This is a genomic window from Mumia spirodelae (assembly GCF_050632745.1).
In the GTDB taxonomy this organism is placed as follows: Bacteria; Actinomycetota; Actinomycetes; order Propionibacteriales; family Nocardioidaceae; genus Mumia.
Genome location: NZ_JBODSD010000001.1, coordinates 1,227,882 through 1,242,213, shown reverse-complemented (window position 1 = coordinate 1,242,213; position 14,332 = coordinate 1,227,882). Strand labels below are relative to the sequence as shown.

The following is a 14,332-nucleotide window of genomic DNA, read 5'->3' as shown; positions in this document are numbered from 1 at the left end:
AGGACCGCCCGGAAAAGGAATGGTTGCAGGATGCATCGTCCTGCAAACCGTCACAACAACGGCCGACCCGCGTGCATTTCCTCCACGAGCGAGAACGCGACGGGCTGGAGGTCTCCCCCGTGCCGCCGGGCGACCTCGCGCTGGCGCTGGTACGAGGCGCCTCCGGTGATGATCGACTCCACGTCCGCGAGCTGGTCGGAGCACCCGAGCCGCTCGGCGGCCGGGGCGAGCATCTCCAGCAGCCGGCGTACGTCGGTGGTGACCAGCTCCTCGTCGCCCTTCTCGTCCAGGATGAGGATCGCGTCCATGCCGTACCGCGCCGAGCGCCACTTGTTCTCCTGCAGGAACCACTGCGGCAGGTCGGGGAGTGCTCGGCCCGCGTCCAGCTCGGCGGAGTAGTGCTCGACCAGGCACTGCGTCAGGGCGGCGATCGCGAGCAGCTCGCTCAACGTGGGCGTGCCGTCGCAGATGCGCACCTCGAGGGTGCCGAAGCGCGGCGAGGGCCGGATGTCCCAGCGCACCTCGCTGAAGTCGTCGATCACGCCGGTGTGGAGCATGTCGTCGGTGTAGCGCTCCAAGTCCTCCCAGCCCTCGAGCCGGAACGGCAGCCCGGCGGTCGGGAGCTGCTGGAACATCAGCGCGCGGTTCGACGCGTAGCCCGTGTCCTTCGCACCCCAGAAGGGCGACGACGCCGACAGCGCCTGCAGGTGCCCGAAGTAGGCGAGCACCGCCCGCATCAACGGCAGCACCTTGGCGCGGTCCTCGATGCCGACGTGGACGTGGACGCCGTAGATGAGCATCTGGCGTCCCCACCACTGCGTGCGGTCGATGAGGGTGTTGTAGCGCTCCTTGTCGGTGACCTTCTGGTGGTCCCACTGCGCGAAGGGGTGCGTCCCGGCGCACATCAGCTCGACGCGCAGCGGACCGGTGATGTCGCGCACCACGTCGATGTTGCGCCGCAGGTCGCGGCCGGCGTCGGCGACCCGCTCGTGGACGCCGGAGACGATCTCGACCGTGTTGAGGAGCAGCTCCTGGTGCACGTGCGGGTGCGGCGTACCGTCGTCGGCCGCGAGCGCGTCCAGCACGGTCCGCGCGACCTGGCGGAGGTCACCCGTGTCGGCGTCGACCAGCGCGAGCTCCCACTCGATGCCGATCGTGGAGCGCCGCGACTGCGCGAAGGGCAGGACCATGGGTCCATCCTGCCGCTCCCGGTCTCAGAGCGCGTACTCCAGGACGAAGCTGTAGCCCTTCTCACTGTGGCCCCCGAGCACGATGCTCGCCTCGCCGCGCAGGGTCTCGAGCGCACCGGTGCCCATCCCCTCGATCACCTCGACGTGGTCGTCGACGTCCAACCCGTCGTGGGTGCCGCGGTGAAGGAGCACGCAGGTGCCCTCGTGGCCGCCGACGGAGCCGGTGAACCGCTCGACGGCCACCAGCGGCGCGTCGCCCGGCTTGTAGGTCATCACGTACTGCACGACCCCCTCGCCCTCGATGTCGCCGGAGTAGGCGTAGCGCACGGTCGCGCGCGTGACGCCGCGGGCGGGGTAGTACATGCCGTTCATCTCGCTGCCGGTGCCGTCGATGTCCTCGACGACGGCCTCGTCCCACCCTGCGACGGTGAACTCTGTCCTTGCCTTCTTGTCGTACCTCATGCCCCCAGGCTCCCCCGCCCGGCACCATGGCGTCTTGAAGGAACGCGCCAGGTCCTACGCTGGTGCGGTGCACGACCCGGAGGGCTACCCGCAGGCGATCGTCGGGCGGGCCGAGCCGATCGACGTACGCCGGTTGGCGCCGCCGTCGCCCGTGGACGGCGTCGACTACCTCTGGCGCGTGCGCTGGGACGTCGCCGAGCCGTACGAGCAGGCGGTCGTCCCGCAGCCGCGCGTGCACCTGGCCGCCGAGCAGGGGCGCCTGCTCGTGCACGGTGTGATCCCACGCCTGTTCTCCCGCACGCTCGTCGGGACCGGGCACGTGCTCGGGGCCTCGTTCGTGCCCGGGGGTTTCCACGGCTACCTGCGGCGCGACGTGGCCGACCTGTACGACCGGCTCCTGCCCGCGGCCGAGGTGCTCGGCGTCGACGACCGGCCGTACGCGGACGAGATCCTCGCGCCCGGCACCCCCGACGAGACGATGGCGGCCGCCCTCACGGCGTACCTGCAGGAGGTGGGCTACGACCCTGATCCGCGTGCGGAGGAGGTGCGGGCGGTCGTCGCGCACGCCGAGGAGGAGCGGTCGGTCACCCGCGCCGACGCGCTCGCCTCGTACGCCGGGGTCAGCCTGCGGACGCTGCAGCGGGAGTTCGCAACCTACGTCGGGGTCGGGCCGAAGTGGGTCGTGCAGCGGTTCCGGCTCCTCGACGCGGCGGCAGCGGCACGCTCCGGCGACGACGTCGACTGGGCCGGGCTCGCGGTCGAGCTCGGGTTCAGCGACCAGGCCCACCTCGTACGACGCTTCACCGAGGTCGTCGGCACGCCACCCGCGACGTACGCGCGCCAGGTCGGCGACGCACCCGCCGGTTGAGCGGGTCAAGACCACGCCGTCACTCCCCCGCCGTCGCCCGGGCCAGCGCGACGCCGCCGACGATCAGGGTCAGCGCCGCGATCCGCCCGAGGGACAGCGGGTCGCCGGACAGCAGGACGCCGAGCGAGATCGCCCCGACCGCACCGATCCCGGTGAAGACGGCGTACGCGGTGCCGACGGGGACGGTCTCCATCGCCCGCGACAGCAGGTAGACCGCCGTCCCCCCGAGCAGGATGCACAGCGCGGTCGGTCCGATCCTCGTGAAGCCCTCCGTCGGCCGGATGCTCTGGCTCCACGCGACCTCGACGAGACCGGCGAGCACCAGGACACCCCAACCGGTCATCGCACCGACACCCCCGCAGCGAGCGCGTCGGCGTCGGCCACACCCGCGTCGTACGAGGCGTGGTGGGCGTCCAGCAGCTCGGCGAGCAGCGGGTCGACCCGGGCGTTGGTCAGCTCGGTACGGAGGAAGCGGACGTCGTCGACGCCGAAGTGCCCCGCGACGAAGTCACGGAGGTAGCGCTCCTGGTGGTCGTACGGCGCACGTGGCGCTCCGTCGACGTACGAGCCGCCGCGTGCGCTCGCGACCACGAAGGTCGTGCCCGCGAGCGACATCCGCGGGAGCGTCACCTGGTCGATCCAGGCCTTCAGCGCGGCCGGGACGCCGAAGTTGTACATCGGTGCGCCGATCAGCACCAGGTCGGCCGCGACGAGCTCGTCGAGCAGCGGCTCGACCACGGTCCACGCCTCGCGCTCCTCCGGCGTGCGCACGGCGCGGGGGTAGTCCGCGGGATCGGTGATGCGCTCGGCGAGCAGCGTGTCGCAGATGCGGGTCCACGCCTCGCCGATCGGCGGGACCGGACGGCGCGCGAGGTCGCGGTGGACGTACCCGCCGTCGGGGTGTGCCTCCTGCCAGCGGGCGGCGAACCGCGCGCCGAGCTCGCGCGAGTACGACCGGGAGCGGGCGCTGGAGTCGAGGTGGAGCAGCTGGGTCATGGTCGTTCCTTCCGTTCATCCGGACACCGTGTCCAGTTATCTGCTAACTGGACACGGTGACCGGTTATTCCGTACGGTCAGAACCGTGGACCTGCCCCCTGCGGACGAGGCGCCCGTCGAGCGCGCGGACGCGGCGCGCAACCGGCGACGGATCCTCGCCGCGGCCGCGCGGCTCTACGCCGATCGCGGCGCCGCGCACGTGGCGATGAACGACATCGCCCGCGAGGCTGGAGTGGGCCGTGGCACGCTCTACCGCCGCTATCCCGACCGCGCGTCGATCGCCGTCGCGCTCCTCGACGAGCACGAGCGCCGGCTGCAGGAGGAGCTGCTCCGGGGCGCGCCGCCGCTCGGCCCAGGCGCTCCCCCCGCGGACCGGCTGGCCGCCTTCTACGACGCGATGGTGCAGCTGCTCGACGACCACGCGCCGCTCGCGCTCGGCGCGGAGGTCGGGCGTTCCCGCTTCGAGACCGGCGCGTACGGGTTCTGGCGCGCGCACGTCCGCATGCTCGCGGTCGACGCCGGGCTCGAGGACCCCGACGCGATGACCGAGCCGCTGCTCGCACCGCTCGCCCCCGAGGTCTTCGTCCGGCAGCGCGAGACCGGCCTGTCGGTCGAGCGGATCTCCGCAGCGCTCCGCGTCCTCGCCCACGCTGCGCTGGGCGACCCACGCCGCCGGGACCGGGCGGTCACGACCCCGTGACAGGATGGGGCGCATGCCTGGAACCAACCTCACGCGCAACGAGGCGCAGGAGCGGGCAGCGCTCCTCGACGTCCACCACTACGCCGTCGAACTCGACCTGACCGTCTCCGACACCGAGTTCGGGTCGACCACCGTCGTCCGTTTCTCGTCCCGCCAGCCCGACGCCTCGACGTTCGCGGACCTGGTCGACGCGCGCGAGCCGCGGATCTGGCTCAACGGCACGGAGGTGGACGCCTCGGCGTACGCGGACAACCGCATCGCGCTGACCGGCCTCGTCGAGGGTGACAACGAGCTCTGGGTCGAGACCCGCCTCCCCTACTCCCGCACGGGCGAGGGCCTGCACCGCTTCGTCGACCCCGCCGACGACCGCGTCTACCTGTACACGCAGTTCGAGGTGCCGGACGCCCGCCGCGTCTACACGACGTTCGAGCAGCCCGACCTCAAGGCGACCTTCACCTTCACGATCGAGGCGCCCACCGGCTGGACGGTCGTCTCCAACTCCCCCACCCCCGAGCCGACCACCGTCCGCGACGGCGTCGACCGCTGGGAGTTCGCCGAGACCAAGCGCATGTCGACCTACATCACCGCGCTGATCGCCGGCGAGTACGACACGGTCGCCGACACCTACCGCGGCGCGTACGACGAGATCCCGCTCGGCATCCAGGTCCGCAAGAGCCTGCGCGAGCACCTCGACGACGACGAGATCTTCGAGATCACCAAGCAGGGCTTCGCGTTCTTCGAGGGGGCCTTCGAGATGGGCTACCCCTTCGGCAAGTACGACCAGGCGTTCGTCCCGGAGTACAACATGGGCGCGATGGAGAACGCCGGCGCGGTGACGTTCCGCGACGAGTACATCTTCCGCAGCCGCCAGACCCACGCCGCGTACGAGTCGCGCGCCAACACGATCCTCCACGAGATGGCCCACATGTGGTTCGGCGACCTCGTGACGATGAAGTGGTGGGACGACCTCTGGCTCAACGAGTCCTTCGCCGAGTTCGCCTCGCACCACGCCGAGGTCAACGCGACGAAGTACACCGGCGCCTGGACGGGCTTCACCAACCAGCGCAAGAACTGGGCATACCGCCAGGACCAGCTGCCCTCGACCCACCCGATCGCGGCCGACAACTACGACCTGCACGCGGTCGAGGCCAACTTCGACGGCATCACCTACGCCAAGGGCGCGTCGACGCTCAAGCAGCTCGTCGCGTGGGTCGGCGAGAAGGACTTCTTCGCCGGGCTGCGGTCGTACTTCTCCAAGTACGCCTTCGGCAACACCGAGCTGAAGGACCTGCTCGCCGAGCTCGAGACGGCCTCCGGGCGCGAGCTCACCTCGTGGGCCGCGGAGTGGCTGCAGACGTCCGGCGTCAACACGCTGCGCCCGCAGTTCGTCGTCGACGCCGACGGCGCCTTCACCTCGTTCGCGGTCGAGCAGACGGCCATCGAGGCGTACCCGACGCTGCGGCGCCACCGGATCGCGATCGGCCTGTACGACCGCACCGACGCCGGGCTGGTCCGCCGGACCCGTGTCGAGACCGACATCGAGGGCGCGCTCACCGAGGTGGACTCGCTCGTCGGTCAGAGGCAGCCCGACCTGGTCCTGCTCAACGACGACGACCTCACCTACGCCAAGATCCGGCTCGACGACCGCTCGCTCGAGACGCTGACGACCTCGATCGCCGACATCGACGACTCGCTGGCGCGCGCGCTGTGCTGGGGGGCTGCGTGGGACATGCTGCGTGACGCCGAGCTGCCGGCCCGTCAGTTCGTGCCGATCGTGCTCGCCGGCGTCGGCACCGAGTCGGACCTCACGGCCGTCCAGACCCTGCTGCGCCAGGGCGGCTCCGCGGTCGCGCTGTTCTCCGCCCCGGACAACCGGGACGCTCTCGGCGCCCAGTGGGAGCAGGGCGTGCGCGCGCTGCTCGACGCGGCGGCCCCGGGCTCGGACCACCAGCTCGCGTTCGTGCGCGCGTACGCCGGTGCCGCCGAGTCCGACGACGCGATCGCGTACCTGAAGGGGCTGCTCGACGGCTCGGTCGCCCTGGAGGGCCTCGCCGTGGACACCGACCTCCGTTGGGCCCTCGTCGCCGGGCTCGCCCGGGCCGGCGCGTTCGGCGACGCCGAGATCGACGCCGAGCTCGCACGGGACAACACGATCTCCGGCCAGGAGAAGGCCGCCGGTGCCCGCGCCGCACGGCCCGACGCCGCGTCGAAGGAGTTCGCGTGGGACGCGGTCGTGGTGCGCGACGACCTGCCCAACGAGACGCAGCGCAGCATCGCCCGCGCGTTCCAGCAGCCGGGGCAGGCCGAGCTGCTGCAGCCGTACGTCGCCCGCTACCTCGAGACCGCCAAGACGGTGATCGAGAAGGGCGTCTGGCGTGCGTCGGAGATCCTCGAGAGCCTCTTCCCCCGGGCCAACCCGACCGCAGAGAACCTCGCGGCGATCGACGCGTGGCTCGCGGCGAACGAGGACCTCGACCCGACGGTCCGTCGCTACGTCAGCGAGGGGCGTTCGGACCTCGCCCGCGCCCTCGCCGCCCAGGAGCGCGACGCCGCAGTCTGACGCCCCTCACCACCCCTCGTCCGCGATGTGAAGGGTTGCGGTCGGTTCTGCGGCGCAGAAACCGACCGCAACCCTTCGAAACGGGGACGGAGCGGGGGCGGGTCAGCGGCCGGTCGGGCCGCGCAGACCGGCGGCGACCAGCGCGCGCTGGATCGTCCGGTCGCGCTCGAGCGGCGCCGGGATGAACCGGATGTCGCGCAGGCCCTGCGCCTGAGCCGCCGACTCGAAGACGAAGTGCCCGTAGCCGAGGAGCCGGCCCGTCACCGTCCGCTCGACGGTGATGTCGAGGATCCGGGCCATCGGCATCGTGGCGACCTTCACCTCGAAGACTCCGCGGATCCTCATCACCCGGTGGTTGGTGATCACGAAGACGTCGAGGTGCTGCTCGGCCGACCGGAGCATCCCGAACGCGATCACGCCGACCCCCACCAGCGCCATCACGCCGGCGACGGAGATCGGCAGCAGCGGGAACATCGCGATCAGCAGCACACCGCCGAGCACGATGGCGTACGGCGCGACGAACACGATCCAGTGGTGCCGGACCACGTCCTTGACGCGCTCGCCGTCGTCGAGCAGCAGGAGCTTGCCGATGTTGCGATCCGGGACCAGCCTCAGGACCCTGCGCAGCACGGCCTGCTCCCCGTCAGGACAGCAGCGACTGGAGGAACGAGGCGATCTGGCCGAGGGCGTCGATGATCCACTGGAAGATCTGCTCGACGGTGTCGGCAGCGCCGGTGGGATTCGTGAGCAGGAAGTAGATCACGAAGATCACCAGGACGACGCTGATCGCCTTTTTCACCACGGCTGCCTTTCTCGGGGCAGAAAGCTGCGGGCACACTCTCGGACGTTTATAGCGGATACGGGTGGTGCGTGTGACCAGGCGCGCCGCGGTGATCCAGGTCACATCTGCCCCAGCGGGCGCCGTGGCCGGTCGGCGACGGTCAGAGGGCCTCGAGGAGCGCCTTCGACGCGGAGAACGGGTCGCTCCGGCCGGCGACGACGTCGGCTGCGAGCGCGTCCAGGCGGTGGTCGCCGTGCAGCGAGGCGAAGCGTGACCGCAGCTCTGTCGTCGCGAGGGTCTCGATCTCGTCGCGGGTACGGCGCAGCCGTCGCCGCGCCAGCCCGCCGTCGGCCCGCAGGTGGCCGAGGTGGGCGTCGAGCGCTGCGACCACCTCGTCGACCCCCTCCTGCCGGTACGCGACGGTGAGAACGATCGGCGGCTTCCACCCGCCGTCGGGGCGCTCGGTCAGCGAGAGCATCCCCCTCAGCTCGCGGCGTACCTGACGCGCTCCGTCGCGGTCGGCCTTGTTCACGACGTAGACGTCGCCGACCTCGAGGATGCCCGCCTTCGCGGCCTGGATGCCGTCCCCCATGCCCGGGGCGAGGAGGACGACGGTCGTGTCCGCCAGCCGGGCCACCTCGACCTCGGACTGCCCGACACCCACCGTCTCGACGAGGATGACGTCGCAGCCGGCCGCGTCGAGCACCCGCAGCGCCTGCGGAGCCGCCCACGCGAGTCCGCCGAGGTGCCCGCGCGTCGCCATCGAGCGGATGATCACACCGGGGTCGCCGGCGTGGTCCTGCATCCGGATCCGGTCGCCGAGGAGCGCGCCGCCCGAGAACGGCGAGGAGGGGTCGACGGCGAGCACGCCGACCTTGCGTCCCTGGGCGCGCATCGCGGCGACGAGCGCCCCGGTGGTCGTCGACTTGCCGACCCCGGGCGAGCCCGTCAGCCCGACCACGTGGGCGCGCCCCACGTGCGGAGCCAGGGCCGCGCTCACCTCGGCGAGCAGCGGCGAGGCGTCCTCGACCAGCGAGATCAGGCGCGCGACCGCGCGCGGATCGCCGTCGGTGGCTCGTGCGACGAGCTCACCGACGGCGACCGTACGACGTGCCATCAGTGCGACGTCCTCCTCGGCCTCACGGCCCGGCGTGGCAGGGTCGTGTCAGCGCTTCGGGACGCGGACGATCAGGGCGTCTCCCTGGCCGCCACCACCGCACAGCGCGGCCGCGCCGACGCCGCCGCCGCGGCGACCGAGCTCGAGCGCGAGGTGGAGCACCACGCGGGCGCCGCTCATGCCGATCGGGTGACCGAGCGAGATCGCACCGCCGTTGACGTTGACCTTGTCGGCGTCGATACCGAGCTCGCGCTGGCTGGCGATGCCGACCGCGGCGAACGCCTCGTTGATCTCGACCAGGTCGAGGTCGGAGGGCGCGATGCCCTCCTTCTCGCAGGCGGCGACGATCGCGTTGGCCGGCTGCATCTGCAGCGTCGAGTCCGGACCGGCGACGTAGCCGGCGGCACCGATCTCGGCGATCCAGGACAGCCCGAGCTCCTCGGCCTTCTCCTTGGACATCACGACGACCGCGCACGCGCCGTCGGAGATCTGCGACGCGGTGCCGGCCGTGATCGTGCCCTCCTTGGCGAAGGCCGGGCGCAGCTTGGCCAGCGTCTCGACGGTGGTGTCGCCGCGCACGCCCTCGTCGACCGACACCGTCACAGTCTCGCGGCGGCCGGCGATCTCGACCGGCACGATCTCGTCGTCGAAGACACCGTTCTTCTGCGCCGCGGCGGCGAGCTGGTGCGAGCGGGCGCCGAACGCGTCCTGGTCCTCACGGGTGAGGGAGTCGACGTCGCCGTTGCGCGACTCGGTCAGCTTGCCCATCGCCTGGTCGGTCAGCGAGTCCCACAGACCGTCGTACTCCATGTGGTCGAGGATCGTCTGCGCGCCGTACTTGTAGCCCTCGCGCGAGCCCTTGAGCAGGTGCGGCGCCTGCGTCATCGACTCCTGGCCGCCGGCGACGACCACGTCGTACTCGCCGGCACGGATGAGCTGGTCGGCGGTCGCGATCGCGTTGAGGCCCGAGAGGCAGACCTTGTTGATCGTGATCGCCGGGACGTCGAGCGGGATGCCGCCCTTGTACGCCGCCTGGCGCGCCGGGACCTGACCGGCTCCGGCACCGAGGACCTGGCCCATGATCACGTACTCGACCTGGTCGCCGGTGATGCCGGCCCTCTCGAGGGCGCCCTTGATCGCGACCCCTCCGAGGTCGGCGGCCGACTGCGTCTTGAGGCCCCCGAGGAGCCGACCGATCGGCGTACGGGCACCGGCCACGATGACGGACTGACGAGACATGAGAACTCCTTCAGGCGCAGGGAGCGCGTGTTCGGCCGAAGGACGGCGGGGCTCTGGCTTCCCTGCACGATACTCGCCCGTAACATCGCCGTCGCCTGCGGTGAGGAAGGTCACAGGGACGGTCCGCGAGCACCTCGCGCCGGCGGTCTGGCCTAGGGTGCCTCGCATGGTTCCCGATCACCTGCTCATCGCCATCGACCACGTCGGCATCGCCGTGCCCGACCTCGACGAGGCCCTCGAGTTCTACGGACGCGTCTTCGGGCTGCACTCGGTGCACGAGGAGATCAACGAGGAGCAGGGGGTGCGTGAGGCGATGCTCGCGGTCGGCGACACCGACCAGCGGATCCAGCTGCTCGCGCCGCTCTCGGACCAGTCGACGATCGCGAAGTTCCTGACCCGCAACGGACCGGGGATCCAGCAGCTCGCCTACCGGGTCAGCGACATCGACGCGGTCAGCGACACGCTCCGCGAGCGCGGGATGCGCCTGCTCTACGACCAGCCGAAGCGTGGCACGTCCGACAGCCGCGTGAACTTCGTGCACCCCAAGGACGCCGGCGGTGTCCTGGTGGAGCTCGTCGAGCCCGCCGCCGACCCGGCGCACTGACGGGTCCGCGTCAGACCCACCGCATCCGCAGCCGCTGGCCGGGCCGCACCTGCGCGGCCCGGTCCACGTCGGCGTCCACCACCACGCCCACGACCGGGTAGCCGCCGGTGACCGGATGGTCGGCGAGGAACACCACGGGCTGACCGCTCGGCGGCACCTGGACGGCCCCGCGGTACGCCCCTTCCGACGGCAGCTGGCGGTCCGTCACGGCGAGCGCCAGCCGGGGTCCGTCCAGCCGCATCCCGACGCGGTCGCTCTGCGACGCGGCCGTCCACCCCGTGCGGACCAGCCCGTCGGGGTCGCGGACCCACTCGTCGCGAGGTCCACGCACGACGCGGAGCACCACCTCGTCCTCGAACGGGGGCACCGGGACGGCGTCGACCCGCGGGTACTCCGCCGGCGGTCGCCCGATCGGCAGCACGTCGCCCGCCGCCAGCGGATCGGGCCCGATCCCGGCGAGCACGTCGCGGCTGCGCGAGCCCAGCACCGCGGGCACGTCGACGCCTCCGCGCACCCCGACGTACGAGCGAAGCCCGGCCCTCGGCATGCCGAGACGCAACCGTTCGCCGTCGCGCACGCAGACCGCGGCGTACGGGTCGGCGGCGCGGGTGCCGACCACCAGGTCGACCGGCGCCCCGGTCACGGCGACCCACACGTCGCCCCCGCGCGCGACGACCTCCAGCCCGCCCAGCGTCACCTCGACCGCCGCGGCACCCTCGTCGTTGGCGAGGAGCCGGTTCGCGAGCTGGTACGCCGCACGGTCCGCAGCGCCCGAGCGTCCGACGCCGACGGCGGACCAGCCGGGTCTCCCGAGGTCCTCGACCAGCGCGAGCGGGCCTGGCCGGACGACCTCCAGCGCGCTCACGGACGCTCCGCCACGAAGCGGACGACCGCTCCCGGCCGCAGCAGGGCGGGCGGGTCGCGCTCGAGGTCCCAGAGGACGAGGTCGGTCGTCCCGATCAGCTGCCACCCGCCGGGCGAGGACCGCGGGTATACGCCCGAGTACTCCCCTGCCAGGCCGACCGCCCCCGCCGGCACCGCCGTGCGGGCCGTCGACCGGCGCGGCACCTGGAGCCGCGGGTCGCCGCCGACGAGATAGGCGAAGCCGGGCGCGAACCCGCCGAACGCGACCCGCCACGGTGTCGCCGCGTGAGCCTCGGCGACCCCGTCGGCGCCGAGCCCGGTGAGGTCCCCGACCTCGGCGAGGTCGGGTCCGTCGTAGCGCACCGGCACGACGATCTCCGCGTCGCCGGCCGCCGGCACGACGCCGTCGGGCGCACCACCCGCACGGGGTACGACGCGGGCCAGCGCCGCGGAGAGGACGGCGACGTCGGCGTCGTCGGTCGCGGCGACGAGGACGGTCCGCGCCGCGGGCACCACGTCGGCGACCCCGCCGAGCCGGGCCTCACGGACGGCGTCGGCCCACCGCACGACAGCGTCGGCGTCCTCCAGGTCGACGATCAGCGCACGGTCGCCGTACGGCCGGATCCTCACGCGAAGGCCCTGAGCGTCACCCCGGCGTCCTCGAGGACCGCGCGCACGCGGCGCGCCATCTCCACCGCTCCTGGCGTGTCGCCGTGCAGGCACACCGAGTCCGCCGTCACCGCGACGGTCGTCCCGTCCGCCGCCTCGACCTCGCCCTCGGTCACCATCCGCAGCACCCGGCCGGCGACCACCTGCGGGTCGTGGAGGACGGCGCCGGGCTCGGACCGGCCGACGAGCGCCCCGTCGGCGGTGTAGGCGCGGTCGGCGAAGGCCTCGCGGATCGTCCGCAGCCCCAGCTCCTCGCCCCACGCCAGCAGCCGCGACCCGGGCAGGCCCACGAGCGGGAGACGCGGGTCGTACGCCCGCACGGCCTCCGCGACCGCGCGCGCCTGCCCGTCGTGGTGCACCGTGGCGTTGTAGAGGGCGCCGTGCGGCTTCACGTAGCGGACCCGGGTGCCCGACGCCTTCGCCAGACCGTCCAGCGCGCCGATCTGGTAGAGCACGTCGTCGGTCAGCTCGGCCGGCTCCATGTCGATGAAGCGGCGCCCGAACCCGGCGAGGTCGCGATAGCTCACCTGGGCGCCGACCGAGACGGCGTTCTCGGCCGCGTGCTCGCAGGTACGGCGCAGCGTGCGCGCGTCGCCGGCGTGGAAGCCGCAGGCGATGTTGGCGCTGGTGACGACCTGGAGGATCGCAGCGTCGTCACCGAGCTCCCAGCGTCCGAACGACTCTCCGACGTCGCTGTTCAGATCGAGTGTCGTCACGTCACTTCCCTGGCCGGTGATGAGGCGTCCACGCTACCCCCTGCCAGGCCTTCCGAGACCTGGACGATAATGACCGTTAACGTCCCCTCTGGGCCACGAACCCCGAGGGTCGACCACCGCAACCGACCCGCAGACGAGCGACGTCGGTCACACTCGGCCCCACAATGATTACCGCTGAGTAATATCCGCGTAACGCAACAGCGCCGCTCAATTCTGGAGGACGACGTGCAGCACATTCTCGACGCCATCACGGCCGGGGACACCTCGAGCGAGGACTTCGCGAACATCGCCATCCCCGAGACCTACCGGGGTGTCACCGTCCACAAGGACGAGGTCGACATGTTCGAGGGCCTCGCCACCCGGGACAAGGACCCCCGCAAGAGCCTGCACGTGGACGAGGTACCCGTTCCCGAGCTCGCCCCGGGCGAGGCGCTGGTGGCTGTCATGGCCAGCTCCATCAACTACAACACCGTGTGGACCTCGATCTTCGAGCCGGTGTCGACCTTCGGGTTCCTCGAGCGCTACGGCCGCCTGTCGGAGTACACCAAGCGCCACGACCTTCCGTACCACGTCGTCGGCTCCGACCTCGCCGGCGTCGTCCTGCGCACGGGGCCCGGCGTCAACGCCTGGAAGCCGGGTCAGGAGGTCGTCGCGCACTGCCTGTCGGTCGAGCTGGAGAGCCCCGACGGCCACAACGACACGATGATGGACCCCGAGCAGCGCATCTGGGGCTTCGAGACGAACTTCGGCGGCCTCGCGGAGCTCGCGATCGTCAAGGCCAACCAGCTGATGCCCAAGCCGGACCACCTCTCGTGGGAGGAGGCGGCGAGCCCCGGGCTGGTGAACTCCACCGCGTACCGCCAGCTCGTCTCCCAGAACGGCGCGGCGATGAAGCAGGGCGACACCGTCCTCATCTGGGGCGCCTCGGGCGGTCTGGGCTCCTACGCGACGCAGTTCGCGCTCAACGGCGGGGCGACCCCGGTCTGCGTGGTGTCCTCGCCCGAGAAGGCCGACATCGTCCGCTCCATGGGCGCCGAGCTCGTCATCGACCGCTCGGCCGAGGGCTACCGGTTCTGGAAGAACGAGCACGAGCAGGACCCGCGGGAGTGGAAGCGCTTCGGCTCCAAGATCCGCGAGCTGACCGGTGGCGACGACCCCGACATCGTGTTCGAGCACCCCGGCCGCGAGACGTTCGGCGCCAGCGTCTACGTCGCCCGCAAGGGCGGGACGATCGTCACCTGCGCGTCCACCTCGGGCTACATGCACCAGTACGACAACCGCTACCTCTGGATGAACCTCAAGAACATCAAGAGCTCGCACTTCGCGAACTACCGCGAGGCGTGGGAGGCGAACCGGCTGGTCGACAAGGGAATGATCCACCCCACCGTCTCCAAGGTCTACAGCCTCGAGGAGACCGGTCAGGCGGCGCTCGACGTCCACCGCAACGCCCACCAGGGCAAGGTCGGCGTGCTGTGCCTCGCACCGCAGGAAGGCCTCGGCGTGCGCGACGCCGAGAAGCGGGCTCGTCACCTCGACGACATCAACCGGTTCCGAGGAGTCTGAGGG

16 protein-coding genes are annotated in these 14,332 nt (G+C 71.8%); 5 read left to right on the top strand and 11 right to left on the bottom strand.

Going from position 1 to position 14,332, the window contains the following annotated elements:
• Window positions 1-50 precede the first annotated feature (50 nt).
• On the bottom strand, window positions 51-1,190 hold the full coding sequence (locus tag ACQSSQ_RS06085) for a glutamate--cysteine ligase (protein ID WP_431326141.1): 1,140 nt from the start codon (window positions 1,188-1,190) through the stop codon (window positions 51-53).
• A gap of 24 nt (window positions 1,191-1,214) precedes the next feature.
• A complete protein-coding gene (locus ACQSSQ_RS06080) occupies window positions 1,215-1,652 on the bottom strand; it encodes a DUF3224 domain-containing protein (protein WP_431326140.1) in 438 nt (145 codons plus the stop codon).
• Between the two features lie 67 nt (window positions 1,653-1,719).
• On the opposite strand from ACQSSQ_RS06080, the gene ACQSSQ_RS06075 reads away from it, so the two are divergent.
• On the top strand, window positions 1,720-2,520 hold the full coding sequence (locus ACQSSQ_RS06075) for a helix-turn-helix domain-containing protein (RefSeq protein ID WP_431326139.1): 801 nt from the start codon (window positions 1,720-1,722) through the stop codon (window positions 2,518-2,520).
• Window positions 2,521-2,539: 19 nt separating this feature from the next.
• Here ACQSSQ_RS06075 and ACQSSQ_RS06070 read toward each other — a convergent pair whose 3' ends face one another.
• A complete protein-coding gene (locus tag ACQSSQ_RS06070; protein ID WP_431326138.1) occupies window positions 2,540-2,863 on the bottom strand; it encodes a DMT family transporter in 324 nt (107 codons plus the stop codon).
• Entirely contained in the window at window positions 2,860-3,516 is a 657-nt protein-coding gene (locus ACQSSQ_RS06065) for an FMN-dependent NADH-azoreductase (RefSeq protein WP_431326137.1), read from the bottom strand. The genes ACQSSQ_RS06070 and ACQSSQ_RS06065 overlap by 4 nt, the downstream gene beginning before the upstream one ends.
• An 85-nt stretch (window positions 3,517-3,601) precedes the next feature.
• On the opposite strand from ACQSSQ_RS06065, the gene ACQSSQ_RS06060 reads away from it, so the two are divergent.
• Window positions 3,602-4,216: a TetR/AcrR family transcriptional regulator gene (locus ACQSSQ_RS06060; protein WP_431326136.1), complete on the top strand. Its 615-nt coding sequence runs from the start codon at window positions 3,602-3,604 to the stop codon at window positions 4,214-4,216.
• A gap of 13 nt (window positions 4,217-4,229) precedes the next feature.
• On the top strand, window positions 4,230-6,776 hold the full coding sequence (gene pepN / locus ACQSSQ_RS06055) for an aminopeptidase N (RefSeq protein WP_431326135.1): 2,547 nt from the start codon (window positions 4,230-4,232) through the stop codon (window positions 6,774-6,776).
• 102 nt (window positions 6,777-6,878) lie between these two features.
• On the opposite strand, the gene ACQSSQ_RS06050 is transcribed toward pepN, so the two are convergent.
• From ACQSSQ_RS06050 to ACQSSQ_RS06035, 4 genes are all read right to left on the bottom strand, one after another.
• Entirely contained in the window at window positions 6,879-7,406 is a 528-nt protein-coding gene (locus tag ACQSSQ_RS06050) for a PH domain-containing protein (protein ID WP_431326134.1), read from the bottom strand.
• A gap of 13 nt (window positions 7,407-7,419) precedes the next feature.
• On the bottom strand, window positions 7,420-7,575 hold the full coding sequence (locus ACQSSQ_RS06045) for a hypothetical protein (protein ID WP_431326133.1): 156 nt from the start codon (window positions 7,573-7,575) through the stop codon (window positions 7,420-7,422).
• Between the two features lie 142 nt (window positions 7,576-7,717).
• A complete protein-coding gene (meaB, locus tag ACQSSQ_RS06040) occupies window positions 7,718-8,674 on the bottom strand; it encodes a methylmalonyl Co-A mutase-associated GTPase MeaB (RefSeq protein ID WP_431326132.1) in 957 nt (318 codons plus the stop codon).
• A 48-nt stretch (window positions 8,675-8,722) separates the two neighbouring features.
• On the bottom strand, window positions 8,723-9,913 hold the full coding sequence (locus ACQSSQ_RS06035) for an acetyl-CoA C-acetyltransferase (protein ID WP_431326131.1): 1,191 nt from the start codon (window positions 9,911-9,913) through the stop codon (window positions 8,723-8,725).
• 166 nt (window positions 9,914-10,079) lie between these two features.
• Between ACQSSQ_RS06035 and mce the strand changes: the two genes are divergently transcribed.
• On the top strand, window positions 10,080-10,517 hold the full coding sequence (gene mce / locus ACQSSQ_RS06030) for a methylmalonyl-CoA epimerase (RefSeq protein WP_431326130.1): 438 nt from the start codon (window positions 10,080-10,082) through the stop codon (window positions 10,515-10,517).
• A 10-nt stretch (window positions 10,518-10,527) separates the two neighbouring features.
• On the opposite strand, the gene ACQSSQ_RS06025 is transcribed toward mce, so the two are convergent.
• The 3 genes from ACQSSQ_RS06025 to ACQSSQ_RS06015 are packed head-to-tail and all read right to left on the bottom strand — an operon-like array spanning window position 10,528 to window position 12,766.
• The gene (locus tag ACQSSQ_RS06025; RefSeq protein ID WP_431326129.1) at window positions 10,528-11,382 is read right to left on the bottom strand and encodes a 5-oxoprolinase subunit C family protein; all 855 of its coding nucleotides are present in this window, start codon (window positions 11,380-11,382) and stop codon (window positions 10,528-10,530) included.
• Window positions 11,379-12,011 (bottom strand): 5-oxoprolinase subunit B family protein, encoded by a 633-nt coding sequence (locus tag ACQSSQ_RS06020; protein ID WP_431326128.1) that lies wholly within the window; start codon window positions 12,009-12,011, stop codon window positions 11,379-11,381. Before ACQSSQ_RS06020 ends, ACQSSQ_RS06025 begins: the two co-directional genes overlap by 4 nt.
• Window positions 12,008-12,766 (bottom strand): LamB/YcsF family protein, encoded by a 759-nt coding sequence (locus tag ACQSSQ_RS06015; RefSeq protein ID WP_431326127.1) that lies wholly within the window; start codon window positions 12,764-12,766, stop codon window positions 12,008-12,010. Before ACQSSQ_RS06015 ends, ACQSSQ_RS06020 begins: the two co-directional genes overlap by 4 nt.
• A 225-nt stretch (window positions 12,767-12,991) precedes the next feature.
• Here ACQSSQ_RS06015 and ccrA point away from each other — a divergent pair, with 225 nt between their 5' ends.
• Window positions 12,992-14,329 (top strand): crotonyl-CoA carboxylase/reductase, encoded by a 1,338-nt coding sequence (gene ccrA, locus ACQSSQ_RS06010; protein WP_431326126.1) that lies wholly within the window; start codon window positions 12,992-12,994, stop codon window positions 14,327-14,329.
• The last annotated feature ends 3 nt before the right edge of the window (window positions 14,330-14,332 follow it).